The sequence below is a fragment of the Variovorax sp. 770b2 genome (assembly GCF_900115685.1).
Classification (GTDB): domain Bacteria; phylum Pseudomonadota; class Gammaproteobacteria; order Burkholderiales; family Burkholderiaceae_C; genus Variovorax.
This window is the reverse complement of sequence record NZ_FOXJ01000006.1, coordinates 359,806-375,605: the sequence shown is the minus strand read 5'-3', so window position 1 is coordinate 375,605 and position 15,800 is coordinate 359,806. Positions and strand designations below refer to the sequence as shown.

Here is a 15,800-nt window from a genome sequence, read left to right as displayed (position 1 = left end):
CACCGATAGATAGGAGAACCACGCCATGAACGCTCCCGAAAAATTCGCCCTGAACGACCCCGCCGTCGCCGATCCGCGCCACGACCCGACGCGCGTGATCCGCGCCCCGCGCGGCAGCACGCTCAACTGCAAGAGCTGGCTCACCGAAGCGCCTTACCGCATGCTGCAGAACAACCTCGATGCCGAGGTGGCCGAGCGTCCGCAGGACCTGGTGGTGTACGGCGGCATCGGCCGCGCCGCGCGCAACTGGGCGTGCTACGACCAGATCCTCGCGTCGCTGAAGGAACTGAACGACGACGAGACGCTGCTCATTCAATCGGGCAAGCCCGTCGGCGTGTTCAAGACGCACGAGAACGCGCCGCGCGTGCTGCTCGCCAATTCGAACCTCGTGCCCAAGTGGGCCAACTGGGAGCACTTCAACGAGCTCGACCGCCAGGGCCTCTTCATGTACGGCCAGATGACGGCGGGCAGCTGGATCTACATCGGCAGCCAGGGCATCGTGCAAGGCACCTTCGAGACCTTCGTCGAAGCCGGCCGCCAGCACTACGACAACAGCCTCGCGGGCAAGTGGATCTTGACGGCGGGCCTCGGCGGCATGGGCGGCGCGCAGCCGCTCGCGGCCACGCTGGCGGGCGCGGTGTCGCTCAACATCGAGTGCCAGCAGTCGAGCATCGACTTTCGCCTTCGCACGCGCTACGTCGACAAGCAGGCGCGCGACATCGACCATGCCTTCGAGCTGATCAAGCAGCACACCGACGCGAAGGAAGCCGTGTCGATCGCGCTGCTGGGCAATGCGGCCGACATCCTCCCTGAACTCGTGAAGCGCGCGAAGGCCGGCGGCCACAAGCCCGACCTCGTGACCGACCAGACCTCCGCGCACGACCTGATCAACGGCTACCTGCCCTCGGGCTGGACCGTGCCGCAGTGGCAGGCCGCGATGAAGGACGTCTCGCAGCACGACGCACTGAAGAAGGCCGCCGCCAAGTCGTGCGCCGTGCACGTGCAGGCCATGCTCGACTTCCAGGCCATGGGCATCCCCACGGTCGACTACGGCAACAACATCCGCCAGGTCGCGTTCGACGAAGGCGTGAAGAACGCGTTCGACTTCCCGGGCTTCGTGCCGGCCTACATCCGGCCGCTGTTCTGCGAAGGCAAGGGCCCGTTCCGCTGGGTCGCGCTTTCGGGCGACCCGGAAGACATCTACAAGACCGACGCCAAGATCAAGGAGCTGTTCCCCGAGAACACGCATACGCACCGCTGGCTCGACATGGCACGCGAGCGCATCGCCTTCCAGGGCCTGCCGGCGCGCATCTGCTGGCTGGGCCTGGGCGAGCGCCACATCGCCGGCCTGGCGTTCAACGAGATGGTGAAGTCGGGCGAGCTCAAGGCGCCCATCGTCATCGGCCGCGACCACCTGGACACCGGCTCGGTCGCCAGCCCCAACCGCGAAACCGAAGCCATGAAGGACGGCACCGATGCCGTCTCCGACTGGCCGCTGCTCAACGCGCTGCTCAACACCGCGGGCGGCGCGACCTGGGTCAGCCTGCACCACGGCGGCGGCGTGGGCATGGGCTACTCGCAGCACTCGGGCGTGGTGATCGTGTGCGACGGCACCGACGCTGCGGCCAAGCGCATCGAGCGCGTGCTGTGGAACGACCCGGCCACCGGCGTGATGCGCCATGCCGACGCGGGCTACGACATCGCCGTGGCCACCGCGAAGAAGCGGGGCTTGAAGCTGCCGATGGTGCGTTGAAGGCGGGTTGGCAGTAAGACGAAGGTAGAAAGAAAAAACAGGCTGATTCCCACCGAATGGGAATCAAGGCTTGGACGTGGGAACGGCGGGCAAGATACTGCACGCCGGTTCCCACTTTCGACATCCAGCGACAGCCCACGATGACGCCCCTGACCGATGCCCCCGCCCACAACGACCGCGCCCTGCAGGTGCTGTCGGTGCTGGCGCAGAGCAAGGTGGCGATGACGGCGGCCGAGCTGGGGCAGGCCACCGGCCTCGTCAAGAGCACGCTGTACCGGCAGATCGCCACGCTGCGCCGCTGGGGCTTCGTCATGGAGTCGGACGGGCGCTACTCGCCGGGCCCGGTGAGCGTGCAGCTCGCGAGCGGCTTCGACGGCAACTCCGACCTCGTCATGGCGGCCCGCGCCGACATGCGCGCGCTGGTGCAGCAGAGCCACGAAAGCGTGGCGCTGGTCACGGCGGTGAACGACCGCGTGGTGTGCCTGGAGATGATCGACAGCGAGCATTCGCTGCGTTGCTCGTTCGACCGGGGCCGCAGCGTTCCGGCCAGCGACGGCGCCAGCGCCAAGTGCCTGCTGGCGCATCTGCCGCTCGATCAGCGCGATGCCCTGCTCGATGGCCTCGGCGAGAGCGCCGAGCGCCGCGCCGAACGCGCCGCCGAACTCGATGCGATCCGCGAGGCCGGCCATGCCGTGACGCAGGGCGAGGTCGATGCCGGCGTCTGGGGCGCGAGCGCGCCGGTGCTGGCTTCGGGCCGGCGACTGCGCGGCGCGATCACGCTCATGGCGCCGCTCACGCGCGTGGAGGGCATGGAAGCTGCATTGCTCCACATGACCGTCGTCACGGCGGCCCGCATCTCGCGCGCGCTCCAGTAGCCAGTCGTTCCTACCTTTTTCAAACCCACGAAAGCCTTCACCATGAACACCCGTCGCACCCTTGTTGCCGCCGCACTCTCCGGCCTCGCTCTCTTCGCTCTCCTCGGTGTCGCCGGCGCCGCGCACGCGCAGGGCGAGCCGCTGCGCGTGGCCACCGACGCCACCTTCCCGCCGATGGAGTTCGTGGAGAACGGCAAGCGCACCGGCTTCGACGTGGAGCTGGTCGAAGCCGTCGGCAAGGCGATGGGCCGCAAGATCGAGTGGATCGACATCGACTTCAAGGGGCTCGTGCCGGGCCTGATTTCCAAGCGCTTCGACATGGCCGTTTCGGCCATCTACATCACCGACGAGCGCAAGAAGGTGGTCGACTTCACCGTGCCCTACTACGCGGGCGGCCTCGTGGTGATGGTGAAGGACGGCAACACCGCCATCAAGGCGCCGGCCGACATCAACGGCAAGAAGGTCAGCGTGCAGGTGGGCACCAAGTCGGTCGCCTTCACGAAGGAAAAGTACCCGCAGGTGCAGCTGATGGAAGTCGAGAAGAACCAGGAGATGTTCAACCTCGTGGACATCGGCCGCGCCGACGCCGCCGTCACCGGCAAGCCCGCCGCCTACCAGTACGTGCGCACGCGCGGCGGCCTGAAGGTGCTGCCCGAGCAGATCACCACCGAGGAGTACGGCATGGCCATTCGCAAGGACACGCCCGAGCTCACCAAGGCGGTGAACGGCGCGATCGAGAAGCTCAAGGCCGACGGCACCTACGCGCAGATCGAGAAGAAGTGGTTCAGCGCCACGGCCAAGTAAGAAAAGTAACGCGCGATGGATTTCGATTTCTCGCCGGTCTGGCAGGGCTGGCCCGACCTCTTGCGCGGTGCGCTCGTCACGGTGGAAATCACCGCCTGCGCGCTAGCACTCGGCTGCGTGCTGGGCCTCGTGGTCGGCATCGGCCGGCTGAACCCGAAGCGGCGCTGGATCTACGGCGTGTGCACCGCGTATGTGGCGGCCATTCGCGGCACGCCGCTGCTGGTGCAGCTGTTCATTTTGTTCTTCGGCCTGCCGCACTTCGGCATCCTGCTGCCGGCCTTCCTGTGCGGCGTGCTGGGGCTCGGCGTGTACTCGGGCGCCTACGTGTCGGAGATCGTGCGCGGCGCGATCCAGTCGATCGACAAGGGCCAGACCATGGCGGCGCAATCGCTCGGCATGACGCCGGGCGTGGCGATGCGGCAGATCGTTCTGCCGCAGGCGGTGGTGCGCATGATTCCGCCGCTGGGCAACGAGTTCATCGCGCTCATCAAGAACTCGGCGCTGGTGTCGCTGCTGACCATCCATGACGTGATGCACGAAGGGCAGAAGATCATCAGCGTGTCGTACCGGTCGCTGGAGGTGTACCTGGCGATTGCGCTCGTGTACTTCGTGCTGACCGGAACCATGACGCTGGTGCTGCGGCACTTCGAGCAGAAGCTGCGCCAGGGCGGACTGATGCGATGAGCGTGCTTCGTTTTTCTCGCACCACGCTGCCCGCCGCGCCGTGGAAGAACGGTGGCGGCACCACGCAGGAGATCGCGAGCTGGCCGCAGGGCGCGGGGCTCGACCGCTTCGGCTGGCGCGTGAGCATCGCGACCATCGCGGCGGCGGGGCCGTTCTCGGTGTTCGCAGGCGTCGATCGCAGCATCACGCTGCTGGAAGGCGATGGGGTGCAGCTCTTCACGCACGATGGGCGCGTGGCGCATCGGCTCGACGTGCCGCACCGGCCGTTCGCCTTCAGCGGCGACGACGAGATCGACTGCACGCTGCTGGGCGGCGCGTCGAACGACTTCAATGTGATGACGCGGCGCGGACAGTGGCGCGCCGATGTGCAGGTGCTGGACCACGCGTCGACCGTCGAAGCGGCACCGCACGGTGTGCTGCTGGCGCTGCGCGGCGCTTGGCGATTGAATGACGAGGCATGCACAGAGGGCGAAGGCCTGTGCTGGGCCGACGCGGCGCAGGCGTGGCAGGCCGCGCCGGCGAGCGAAGGCGCGCGGCTGATGGCGGTTCGCATCGTGCCTGCGTCACCTGCAGAAAGAAAAAAATGATGAAACCTGCAAGCGAATTCCCATCGGCCGACGGCCTCTGGACCGGCCTGCGCCTCGCGCCCGATGCGGCGCCCGGCGTTGCGCTGGAGGCCGGTGCCGAAGCGGCCATCGTGGTGGCGCAAGGCGCGATCCGCTGGGTCGGCGCACGCAGCACGCTGCCGGCAGAGTTCGCTGGGCTCGCCGTGCACGACGGCGGCGATGCACTCGTCACACCCGGCCTGGTCGATTGCCATACGCACCTGGTCTACGGCGGCCAGCGCGCCAACGAATTCGCGATGCGGCTCGCCGGCGCCACGTATGAAGAAGTGGCCAAGGCCGGCGGCGGCATCGTCTCGTCGGTGCGCGCCACGCGCGAAGCGGATGAAGACACGCTCTTCGCGCAGGCTGCTGTGCGCCTCGAACAACTGCTGGCCGATGGCGTGTGCGCCATCGAGATCAAGTCGGGCTATGGCCTTTCGCTCGAACATGAGCGAAAGCAACTGCGCGTGGCGCGCCGTCTCGGTGAAGCGTATGGCGTGACCGTGCGCACCACTTTCCTTGGTGCACATGCACTGCCACCGGAATACGCGAACCGCAGCGGCGAGTACATCGACCTCGTGTGCCGCGAGATGCTGCCCGCGCTCGCGGCCGAAGGGTTGGTCGATGCGGTGGACGTGTTCTGCGAACGCATCGCCTTCTCGCTCGAAGAAACCGAGCAGGTCTTCAAGGCCGCGAAGGCGCTGGGCCTGCCGGTCAAGCTGCATGCCGAGCAACTCTCGGACATGGGCGGCGCCGCGCTGGCCGCGCGCTACGGGGCGCTCTCGTGCGACCACATCGAGCATCTGTCGGCCGACGGCATCGAGGCGATGCGCCAGTCGGGCACCGTGGCCGTGCTGCTGCCCGGCGCCTACTACACGCTGCGCGACACGCACCTGCCGCCCATCGCCGCGCTGCGCGCTGCGGGCGTGCCGATGGCCGTGTCCACCGACCACAACCCCGGCACCTCGCCGACGCTGAGCCTGCTGCTGATGATCAACATGGCGTGCACGCTGTTCCGCCTGACCGTGCCCGAGGCACTGGCCGGGGTGACGGTGCATGCGGCGCGCGCGCTGGGCCTGTCGTCCACCCACGGCGTGATCGCTCCCGGCATGCCCGCGAACTTCGTCCTGTGGAACGTGCGCGATGCGGCCGAACTGGCCTACTGGTTCGGGCAACGTCCGTTGCGCACCGTGGTGCGGCAGGGCCGCGTCGCCGTGGAGAACGCCGCATGACGCGCACGCTCTTCGCAGCCGATGCGCTGCTGCCTGCCGGCTGGACGAAGAACGTCCTGCTGACGTGGAACGATGCCGGCCAGCTCACGCAGGTGCAGCCCGCAACGCAACCGCCCGCGGGCGCGCAGGCGGCGAGCGGTCCCGTGATCCCCGGCATGCCCAACCTGCACTCGCACGCCTTCCAGCGCGCCTTCGCGGGCCTCACCGAACACCGCGCCGAGCAGCAGGACAGCTTCTGGAGCTGGCGCACGCTGATGTACCGCTTCGCCGCGCGCCTCGGCCCGCAGCACATGGAAGCCATCGCGACCTGGCTCTACGCCGAGATGCTCGAAGCGGGCTACACCAGCGTGTGCGAGTTCCAGTACGTGCATCACGACGCCGACGGCCGCCCCTACGCCGACGATGCGACGCTGAGCCTCGCGTTGCTGCGCGCCGCGCAGAAGACCGGCATCGGCTTCACGCTGCTGCCGGTGCTCTACCAGACCAGCGGCTTCGGCGACCAGCCACCCAACGAAGGGCAGCGCCGCTTCGTGCGCTCGACCGAGTCGATGCTCCGTTTGCTCGAAGCGCTCAAGCCCGCGTGCGATGCGCAAGGCGCGCGGCTGGGCCTGGCGCCGCATTCGCTGCGCGCAGTGCCGCCCGAGGCACTGCGCGATGCGGTCGCAGGCCTCGAAGCCATCGACCGCACCGCGCCGATCCACATCCACATCGCCGAGCAGACCAAGGAAGTCGACGACTGCGTCGAGTGGAGCGGCCTGCGTCCCGTCGAGTGGCTGCTCGACCATGCCCCGGTCGATGCGCGCTGGTGCCTCGTGCATGCCACGCACATGAACGACGCCGAATACGAGTACGCGGCCAGGAGCGGCGCGGTGGCCGGCCTGTGCCCGACGACCGAGGCGAACCTCGGCGACGGCATCTTCGATTTCGCCAAGTGGCGCAAGCACGGCGGCGCCTGGGGCGTGGGCTCCGACAGCCACGCCAGCGTCAACGCGGCCGAAGAACTGCTGATGCTCGAATACAGCCAGCGCTTTGCCAGGCGCCAGCGCAACGTGGGCGCGAGCGCGGCGCAGCCGCATGTCGCGACCGCGCTCACGCTCGAAGCGGTGCAGGGCGGGGCGCAGGCCTCGGGCCGCGCGGTGGGCGGGCTCGCCGCAGGGCAGCAGGCCGACTTCCTCGTGCTCGACGCCGCGCACGTTGCGCTGCAGGGCCTGTCGGCGCCCGACATGCTGTCGGCCCACGTCTTCGCGAGCCATCGCACCTCCGCCATCGACACCGTCTGGGTGGCCGGCCGTGAGCGCGTCTCGGCCGGGCGCCACGCGCTGCACAACGAATCCGCGTCCGCCTTCGTGGCGGCGCGCACCCAACTCCTCCAGGACTGAAACCACCATGGCCTTCACCACCGCCGAACCGGCGTTCCGCTTTCGCCAGGGCACGCGCCCGCTGCTGATCTCGATGCCGCACGTCGGCACCCACGTGCCGCCCGCGCTGGCCGCCCGCCTCACCGACGAAGCGCGCCACGTGCCCGACACCGACTGGCACCTCGAGAGGCTCTACGACTTCGCCGATGCGCTCGGCGCCTCGGTGCTCGTGGCCACGCATTCGCGCTACGTGATCGACCTGAACCGTCCGCCGGATGGCGCGAGCCTGTACCCGGGCCAGAGCGTCACCGGCCTGTGCCCGGTCGATACCTTCGACGACACGCCGGTCTACGCATCGGGCGACGACCTGCCGGACGACGCAGAAGTGGCCCAGCGCCGCGACGCCATCTGGCATCCCTATCACCAGCAGCTGCAGGCCGAGCTGGACCGCCTGAAGGCCGTGCACGGCACCATCGCGCTGTGGGACGCGCACTCGATCCGCTCGGTGCTGCCGCGCTTCTTCGAAGGCAAGCTGCCCGACCTGAACCTGGGCAGCGGCAACGGCACGAGCTGCGACCCGGCGCTGGCCGCCACGCTGCTGGGCATCGCCGGATCGGCCACGGGATACACGGGCGTGCTGAACGGCCGCTTCAAGGGCGGCCACATCACGCGCCAGTACGGCAACCCGGCCACCGGCGTGCACGCGGTGCAGCTGGAGATGACCCAGTCGAGCTACATGCAGGAGAAGCTGCCCTTCGACTACCTGCCCGAGGTGGCGGCCGGCGTGCAGCCGCATGTGCGGCGGATGATCGAGGCGGTGCTGGCCTTCGTCGAGGGCCGCTGACGTTGCGCTGCGGCGTGTTCAGGTGGAACGCCATCGATCCGGCTTTGCCGGTCGATCGGCGTTGCCCCCGGCAGGGGGAAGGAGAAGCGACACGAAGTGCGCGGAGCCTGGGGGCGAGCGAGAATATGAGGTTATGAAGCCCGTCATCTATACCCGCGGCCAGGCACTTGCCGGCATCCTCGAAAAGCGCATCGCCATCCTCGATGGCGCCATGGGCACGATGATCCAGCGCTTCAAGCTCACCGAGGAGCAGTACCGAGGCGAGCGCTTCAAGGACTTCGAGCGCGACGTGAAGGGCAACAACGAGTTGCTCTCGCTCACCCGGCCGGACGTGATCTCCGACATCCACGAGGCCTACCTCGCCGCCGGTGCCGACCTGATCGAGACCAACACCTTCGGCGCGACCACCATCGCACAGGAGGACTACAAGATGGCCCACCTGGCGCGCGAGATGAACCTCGAATCCGCCAAGCTCGCACGCGCGGCCTGCGACAAGTTCAGCACCCCCGACAAGCCCCGCTTCGTGGCCGGCGCCCTCGGCCCGACGCCCAAGACCGCGAGCATCAGCCCCGACGTGAACGACCCGGGCGCGCGCAACGTCGATTTCGAATCGCTGCGCGCGGCCTACTACGAGCAGACCGAAGCGCTGGTCGAAGGCGGCGCCGACGTGATCCTGGTGGAGACCATCTTCGACACGCTCAACGCCAAGGCCGCGCTCTTCGCGGTCGACGAGTATTTCGACAACAGCGGCCACCGCCTGCCGCTGATCATCAGCGGCACCGTCACCGACGCCTCGGGCCGCATCCTGAGCGGCCAGACCGTTACCGCCTTCTGGCACAGCGTGCGCCACGCGCGGCCGCTGGCCATCGGCCTGAACTGCGCGCTCGGCGCGGCGCTGATGCGCCCCTACATCCAGGAACTGGCGCGCGTGGCGGGCGACACCTTCATCAGCTGCTACCCGAACGCGGGCCTGCCCAATCCGATGAGCGACACCGGCTTCGACGAGACGCCTGATGTCACCTCGCGCCTCCTGCACGAGTTCGCGGCCGAAGGGCTGGTGAACATCGTGGGCGGCTGCTGCGGCACCACGCCGGACCACATCGCGGCCATCGGCAAGGCGGTCGCGCCGGTCGCGGGCCGGGCGCTCGGCAGCAACAGCGCCGGCTTCTACCGCGAAGCCGAGACCGCCTAACTCGCGGCAGCAGCGTGCGCGGCCGCCTGCCGGTCGCGCGCGATCAGCGCCACGAAGCGCTGCGCCCCCAGCCCCAGCGGGCGCTCCCTCGACCACACGACGTCGACCCACAGGTCGAGCCCGTTGCTGAGGTTCTCGAACGGAATTTCGACCAGCGCGCCCGCCGCCACGTGCGGTCGCGCAACGTTGCGCGGCAGCCAGCCCCAGCCCAGGCCTGCGGTGATCAGGCTCAGCGCCGCCAGTGCGTTGTCGGTGCGCCAGACGTGGCGCGCGAACACGAAGCGCGGGTCGCTGGTGGCCAGGTCGCGCCCGGCGACGACGATCTGGCGGGTGTTCGTGAGGTGCTCTTCTCGCAGCCGTTCTCCCGCCGCCGCGACGAGGGCGGGGTGATCGGGCGCCATCACGGCCACCATCGTGTCGCTGCCCACTTCCTGAAAACCTTCGCGGCCGTCCAGGCTCGGGCGCTCGAACACCAGCGCCAGTTGCGCGCGGCCGCTGTGCAGCAGCGCCAGCGCGTCGGCCTGCGGGGCGGCCAGCACCTCGACCTGCAGCAGCGGGTATTCCTGCGCCAGCTCGGCGAGCGGCCCGCTCCAGGGGGCGGCCAGCAGTTCGGGCGCGATGGCGAGCGTGAGGCGGTTTTCCAGCCCCTGGGTGAGCGCGAGCGCCTGCACCTGCAATTGCTTGAGCTGCGCCGCGAGCATCCGCGCCTGCGGCTCCAGCGAACGGGCGGCGGCGGTGGGCTGGGGCTCGCGGCCCTTGCGGTCGAACAAGGGCAGGTCGAGTTCGGCTTCGAGGCCTGCGATGGCCATGCTCACGGCCGACGGCACCTTGTGCAGCGCCCGCGCGGCGGCTGAAAACGAGCCGTGGTCGATCACGGCCAGGAACACCTCGACGCTGTCGCTGGAAAAGGCCATGGCCTCCGATCTATCAATTTAATTGAAACAAGATGACTTTTTATATCAGTAAATGGCAAATAAAGTCCACCCATCCCATTCAAGTTCAAGAGGAAAAGTCATGCAAGGGCTCCAGCGTCGTGTCGTCTACATCTCCCTGTACGAAGGGATCGCCATCGTGTGCGCCAGCGCCGGCCTGGCCCTGATGACGGACGCCGGGCTCGGCCATTCCGGCGTGCTGGCGGTGGCCGCGTCGGTCGTCGCGGTGATCTGGAACCTGATCTTCAACGCCCTCTTCGAGCGCTGGGAAGCGCGCCAGGCCGTTCGCGGCCGCAGCGTGCGCCGCCGCATCGCCCACGCCATCGGCTTCGAGGGCGGGCTGATCGCCTTCCTGGTGCCGATGTTCGCCTGGGGCCTGGGCGTGTCGCTCTGGCAGGCGCTGGTGATGGACCTGGGCCTGGTGGTGTTCTTCCTGGTCTACACCTTCGTCTTCAACTGGGGCTTCGACCGGGTGTTTGGCCTGCCCCGCTCGGCGATGGGTTCGGCCCAGACGGCGTAGGCCGCGATCCCCGCAGCGCCAGTGCGCCGGCCAGGCGCAGGCGCTCGCGCTCGTTGAAGAGCGAGTCGCGCAGCTGCGCCTGCTGGTCCGGGGACGCGTTGGCGTACTGGTCGAGGCGGTTGTTCCAGTCCTGGTTTTCCTGGTCCAGCGCGGCCAGCTGGCGTGCGGCTTCGTAGCCGTAGGCGGTGCTGCGTTCGGCAAAGCGCTCCTGCGCGCTGGCGCCGCGCGCGTTCATGGCATCGGTCTGGCGCTGCACGTCGACCTGCGCGGTGAAGGCGCGGCGCTGCTCGCGTTGTTCCGGCGTGAGCAGGGCCTCCTCGCGGCGCTGCGCGGCAGCCTCGCGCTCTTCGGGCGTGAGGTTGGCGTCGCGGGCGAGCGCCATCTTGTCGGCCATGAGCGTGTCCTGGCGGATCTCGTCGCCGAAGAGGCCTTCGATCTCCTCGGGCGCGAAGTACCTGCGCCGCACCTCGGCGCGCGCCTCGATGGTCTTGCGCAGCGATGCGGGGTCGCCCGCGTCGGGCGGCGGCAGGGCCTGCATGGCTTCCTGCATGTCCACATACCGTTCGAGCAGGCCCATCGCGCGCGCGACCAGCTCGGCCGGCAACCGCTTGGCGAGCAGGGCGGGCGCCATGGCCATGAAGGCGGCCTTGCCGGTGGCTTGGGCCTCGGCGAGCGCGCTCTCGAAGACGAGGATGAGCGACGGGTTCAGCATCGCGTCGGGGGCGGGGCCGGCATCGCCGCTCGGCTGTGCTGCCGGCACCGCCCCGACCGCACCACCCGGGCCGGTGGCGGCGGAAGTCGCCACCACCGTCTCCGGGGCGTCGGCCGGCGGCAGCCCGTCCACCAGCCACCATCCGGCAAGGATGGCGAGCACCGCGGCGCCCGCCATCGCGCCGAGCTGCAGCGGTCTCACGGTGAGGCGCGCCGCATCGTCAGAGCCCCGCGCTCTTCAAGCGCGCCGCCTGCTCCTGGTAGAGCTGCACCGGCTTCTTCTCGAACAGCGTCCACAGCCCGATGTAGGTCAGGCCGAAGAGCTGGTTGACCTCGTCCAGGTGGTTCTGGCGGTAGTCGCCCAGGTGCGTGCCCAGGCGGGTGCTGCACACGGCCAGCAGGCCGTCGTTGGTCTCGCTCCCGAAGGCGATCAGGCTCAGCCCGCCCATGGCCACGTCGCTCGCGTCGAACGCGTTGGTGAGCGGCTGCACGCCGGACCACGAGTAGTAGCGCACGCCGTTCGCTTCGGCCGGGCCGCTCTTCACGTCGCACGAGGAGCCGGGCGCCGGGCGGCCCTGCGGAAACTTCTTGTCGAAGGCCGCGCCGCCCACGGTGGTGAGCGAGTTGAGGGCGTTCAGCGGCACCTCGGGCAGCTGGCTCGGGTCCTTGCCCGAGATGGCGCCCAGCAGGAGCATCGCCAGGCGCAGCGTCTCCGCGACCACCGCCTCGGAGGCGCTGCCCTCGGGAATCTTGCGCAAGAGGTCCGCCACCTTGGAGCCGCCGTTGGCCCCGCCCACGGAGGTGACCGAGGCGACCAGCCCGGGCTCCACCGCCGCCACGTAGCGCGCGGTGGGCGCGCCCTGCGAATGGCCGACGAGGTTGAACTTGAGCGACGGGTTGCCCGAGAGCGCCCGCAGGTTCTTCAGCTCCTGGATCAGCTGCTCGCCGCGGATCTCGGAGCTGTTGGCGCCCGAGAGCTGGGCCACGTACACCTTGGCGCCCGCGCCGGCCAGGCTCTCGGGGATGCGATAGAAGTAGTCGATGCCCAGCACGTTGTCGAAACCGAACAGGCCGTGCACCAGCACGATCGGGTTCCTGGTCTTCGCTTCGCTGGACGTCACCCGGGCCTGGACCTGCGTGGGGGTGTCGGTGATGGCCGCCTGGCTCAGTGTTGTCGTCCCCACCAGGCCGAAAAGCAATGCGGCGCAGACCGGGCGGGCGGCGAGGCGCAGCAGCCTCGAATTCCTCTTTCTTGGCATATCTTCATTCCTTTGTTTTCAAATAAAAACACGAACGTTCGTTCTTCGACGAATTGCGCGCCCGCATTCTGTGGGGGGTGCCTGCGGGGCCAAACTAGGGCTTTCCCGCGGGCGGTCGGGAAGGACCTTAAAATGCATCCCCTCCCAAGGAGCGTTGCAGCGGTCCGCCAGGCGGGCCGTCAGGCTTGGGATTTCAAAACGACGCTCGCCTGTTTGTTCCTTTCGCAGGTGAGCCCATGGCCCAGACCCCACAGATTGCCGTTCCCCCCATGAAGCTGTCCGGCCTCGAGCCGGTCGCCATCGGCGCGGGGACGCTGTTCGTCAACATCGGCGAGCGCACCAACGTCACCGGCTCCAAGGCCTTCGCGCGGATGATCCTGAACGGCCAGTTCGAAGAGGCCCTGGCCGTTGCGCGCCAGCAGGTGGAGAACGGCGCCCAGGTGATCGACATCAACATGGACGAGGCCATGCTGGACAGCAAGGTCGCGATGGTCCGGTTCCTGAACCTCATCGCGAGCGAGCCCGACATCGCGCGCGTGCCGGTGATGGTCGACAGCTCCAAGTGGGAGGTGATCGAGGCGGGCCTTCGCTGCATCCAGGGCAAGGGCATCGTCAACTCCATCTCCATGAAGGAGGGCGTGGACAAGTTCAAGCACGAGGCCAAGCTGGTCAAGCGCTATGGCGCGGCCGCCGTGGTCATGGCCTTCGACGAGAAGGGCCAGGCCGACACCTACGAGCGCAAGGTCGAGATCTGCGAGCGCGCCTACCGCATCCTGGTGGACGAGGTGGGCTTTCCGCCCGAGGACATCATCTTCGACCCCAACATCTTCGCCATCGCGACCGGCATCGAGGAGCACGACAACTACGCGGTCGACTTCATCAACGCCGTGCGCTGGATCAAGGAGAACCTGCCGGGCGCCAAGGTGTCGGGCGGCGTGAGCAACGTGAGCTTCAGCTTCCGCGGCAACGACCCGATGCGCGAGGCCATCCACACCGTGTTCCTGTACCACGCGATCCAGGCGGGCATGGACATGGGCATCGTCAACGCCGGCATGGTGGGCGTGTACGACGACCTGGAGCCGATCCTGCGCGAGCGCGTGGAAGACGTGGTGCTCAACCGCCGCCCCGATGCCGGCGAGCGCCTCGTGGAAATCGCCGAGACCGCCAAGAGCGGCGCCAAGGACGAGAGCAAGCGCCTCGAATGGCGCGGCACGCCGGACGCCCCGGTGCACGTCAACCAGCGCCTCTCGCACGCGATGGTGCACGGCATCACCGACTTCATCGTGGAAGACACCGAAGAGGCCTACCAGCAGATCCTGGCCAAGGGCGGCCGTCCGCTGCACGTGATCGAAGGCCCGCTCATGGACGGCATGAACATCGTGGGCGACCTGTTCGGCGCCGGCAAGATGTTCCTGCCGCAGGTGGTGAAGTCGGCGCGCGTGATGAAGTCGGCCGTGGCCCACCTCCTGCCCTACATCGAGGAAGAAAAGCTGCGCGACGAGGCCGCCGGCCGCGACGTGCGCACCAAGGGCAAGATCATCATCGCCACGGTGAAGGGCGACGTGCACGACATCGGCAAGAACATCGTCACCGTCGTGCTCCAGTGCAACAACTTCGAAGTGGTGAACATGGGCGTGATGGTCCCGTGCCACGAAATCCTGGCGCGCGCCAAGGTCGAGGGCGCGGACATCGTGGGCCTCTCGGGCCTCATCACCCCGAGCCTGGAAGAAATGCAGTACGTGGCCGGCGAGATGCAGCGCGACGACCATTTCCGCATCAAGAAGATCCCGCTCATGATCGGCGGCGCCACCACCAGCCGCGTGCACACGGCCGTGAAGATCGCGCCGCACTACGAAGGCCCCGTGATCTACGTGCCCGATGCGTCGCGCAGCGTGAGCGTGGCGCAGTCGCTGCTCTCCGACCAGGCCACCGCGTACATCGACGAGATCAACGCCGACTACGAGAAGGTGCGCACGCAGCACGCCAACAAGAAGCAGGTGCCGATGTGGCCGCTGGCGAAGGCGCGCGCCAACAAGACGCCCATCGACTGGTCGAACTGCGTGCCGCCCGTGCCCAAGTTCATCGGTCGGCGCGTGTTCAAGAACTACGACCTGACCGAGCTCGCCAGGTACATCGACTGGGGCCCGTTCTTCCAGACCTGGGACCTGGCCGGCCCGTTCCCCGCGATCCTGAAGGACGAGGTCGTCGGCACCGAGGCCGTGCGCGTGTATGCCGACGGCCAGCGCATGCTGAAGCGCCTGATCGAGGGCCGCTGGCTCAGCGCGAGCGGCATCGTCGGCTTCTGGCCCGCCAACACGGTGAACGACGACGACATCGAGCTCTACACCGACGAGACGCGCAGCGAAGTCGCGCTCACCTGGTACGGCATGCGCCAGCAGACCGAGAAGCAGGCGATCGACGGCGTGATGCGCCCCAGCCGGTGCCTGGCCGACTTCGTCGCGCCCAAGGACAGCGGCCTGAAGGACTACGTGGGCGTGTTCGCGGTCACCGCGGGCCTGGGCGTCGAGAAAAAAGAGAAGTACTTCATCGACGACCTGGATGACTACTCGGCCATCATGTTGAAGGCCCTGGCCGACCGGCTGGCCGAAGCGTTCGCCGAATCGCTGCACCACCGCGCGCGCACCGATCTCTGGGGCTACGCGCCCGACGAGGGCCTGAGCAACGAGGACATGATCGGCGAGAAGTACCGCGGCATCCGTCCCGCGCCCGGCTACCCGGCCTGCCCCGACCACAGCGTGAAGGGCCCGATGTTCGACCTTCTGGCCTGCGCGGACATTGGCATGACCCTGACGGAAAGCCTCGCTATGATGCCCGCCGCCAGCGTCAGCGGTTTCTACCTGAGCCACCCCGATGCGACGTACTTCAACGTTGGCAAGATCGGGCACGACCAGTTGCAGGACCAGGCCGCGCGGCGCAAGGAGAGCGAGTCCGATCTGGAGCGGCTCCTCGCGCCCAACCTTTGAACCTGCCGGCCGGCGTGGCCGACCGGCACCGGGAGTTGTTATTCAGA

14 protein-coding genes and 1 riboswitch are annotated in these 15,800 nt (G+C 68.3%); of the genes, 11 read left to right on the top strand and 3 right to left on the bottom strand.

The genetic code is table 11. The features are described from left to right. Positions 1 to 25 precede the first annotated feature (25 nt). The 9 genes from hutU to BM133_RS27675 all read left to right on the top strand — a co-directional run bounded on the left by hutU (position 26) and on the right by BM133_RS27675 (position 9,347). Positions 26 to 1,753 (top strand): urocanate hydratase, encoded by a 1,728-nt coding sequence (hutU, locus tag BM133_RS27715; RefSeq protein ID WP_093441175.1) that lies wholly within the window; start codon positions 26 to 28, stop codon positions 1,751 to 1,753. 140 nt (positions 1,754 to 1,893) lie between these two features. Next, positions 1,894 to 2,628 (top strand): IclR family transcriptional regulator, encoded by a 735-nt coding sequence (locus BM133_RS27710; protein WP_093441173.1) that lies wholly within the window; start codon positions 1,894 to 1,896, stop codon positions 2,626 to 2,628. A gap of 42 nt (positions 2,629 to 2,670) precedes the next feature. After that, positions 2,671 to 3,432, top strand: a complete 762-nt coding sequence (locus BM133_RS27705) for a transporter substrate-binding domain-containing protein (RefSeq protein WP_093441171.1) — start codon at positions 2,671 to 2,673, stop codon at positions 3,430 to 3,432. A gap of 15 nt (positions 3,433 to 3,447) precedes the next feature. After that, positions 3,448 to 4,116, top strand: coding sequence for an amino acid ABC transporter permease (locus BM133_RS27700; RefSeq protein WP_093441169.1), 669 nt, complete (start codon positions 3,448 to 3,450; stop codon positions 4,114 to 4,116). Continuing rightward, positions 4,113 to 4,703, top strand: a complete 591-nt coding sequence (locus BM133_RS27695; RefSeq protein ID WP_093441167.1) for a HutD/Ves family protein — start codon at positions 4,113 to 4,115, stop codon at positions 4,701 to 4,703. The genes BM133_RS27700 and BM133_RS27695 overlap by 4 nt, the downstream gene beginning before the upstream one ends. Next, positions 4,703 to 5,953 carry an imidazolonepropionase gene (gene hutI / locus BM133_RS27690; protein WP_093441164.1) on the top strand — a complete coding sequence of 417 codons (1,251 nt, stop codon included), beginning with the start codon at positions 4,703 to 4,705 and terminating at the stop codon, positions 5,951 to 5,953. The genes BM133_RS27695 and hutI overlap by 1 nt, the downstream gene beginning before the upstream one ends. Beyond that, positions 5,950 to 7,332, top strand: a complete 1,383-nt coding sequence (locus BM133_RS27685; protein WP_093441162.1) for a formimidoylglutamate deiminase — start codon at positions 5,950 to 5,952, stop codon at positions 7,330 to 7,332. Before hutI ends, BM133_RS27685 begins: the two co-directional genes overlap by 4 nt. A 7-nt stretch (positions 7,333 to 7,339) precedes the next feature. Next, positions 7,340 to 8,155 (top strand): N-formylglutamate deformylase, encoded by an 816-nt coding sequence (hutG, locus tag BM133_RS27680; protein ID WP_093441159.1) that lies wholly within the window; start codon positions 7,340 to 7,342, stop codon positions 8,153 to 8,155. 133 nt (positions 8,156 to 8,288) lie between these two features. Next, positions 8,289 to 9,347, top strand: a complete 1,059-nt coding sequence (locus BM133_RS27675; protein ID WP_093441157.1) for a homocysteine S-methyltransferase family protein — start codon at positions 8,289 to 8,291, stop codon at positions 9,345 to 9,347. On the opposite strand, the gene BM133_RS27670 is transcribed toward BM133_RS27675, so the two are convergent. After that, a complete protein-coding gene (locus BM133_RS27670) occupies positions 9,344 to 10,261 on the bottom strand; it encodes a LysR family transcriptional regulator (RefSeq protein ID WP_093441154.1) in 918 nt (305 codons plus the stop codon). The two genes, BM133_RS27675 and BM133_RS27670, sit on opposite strands and share 4 nt — an antisense overlap. Positions 10,262 to 10,361: 100 nt before the next feature. On the opposite strand from BM133_RS27670, the gene BM133_RS27665 reads away from it, so the two are divergent. Further along, entirely contained in the window at positions 10,362 to 10,799 is a 438-nt protein-coding gene (locus BM133_RS27665) for a PACE efflux transporter (protein WP_093441151.1), read from the top strand. Here BM133_RS27665 and BM133_RS27660 read toward each other — a convergent pair. Together BM133_RS27660 and BM133_RS27655 are read right to left on the bottom strand one after the other, a co-directional pair. Further along, positions 10,732 to 11,712, bottom strand: a complete 981-nt coding sequence (locus tag BM133_RS27660) for a lipase secretion chaperone (RefSeq protein ID WP_143100227.1) — start codon at positions 11,710 to 11,712, stop codon at positions 10,732 to 10,734. The genes BM133_RS27665 and BM133_RS27660 overlap by 68 nt on opposite strands. Positions 11,713 to 11,731: 19 nt before the next feature. Next, the gene (locus BM133_RS27655) at positions 11,732 to 12,769 is read right to left on the bottom strand and encodes a lipase family alpha/beta hydrolase (protein WP_093441146.1); all 1,038 of its coding nucleotides are present in this window, start codon (positions 12,767 to 12,769) and stop codon (positions 11,732 to 11,734) included. A 140-nt stretch (positions 12,770 to 12,909) separates the two neighbouring features. Continuing rightward, positions 12,910 to 12,983, top strand: a riboswitch (S-adenosyl-L-homocysteine riboswitch). A gap of 22 nt (positions 12,984 to 13,005) precedes the next feature. Between BM133_RS27655 and metH the strand changes: the two genes are divergently transcribed. Continuing rightward, entirely contained in the window at positions 13,006 to 15,753 is a 2,748-nt protein-coding gene (gene metH, locus BM133_RS27650) for a methionine synthase (protein ID WP_093441144.1), read from the top strand. Positions 15,754 to 15,800: the final 47 nt, after the last annotated feature.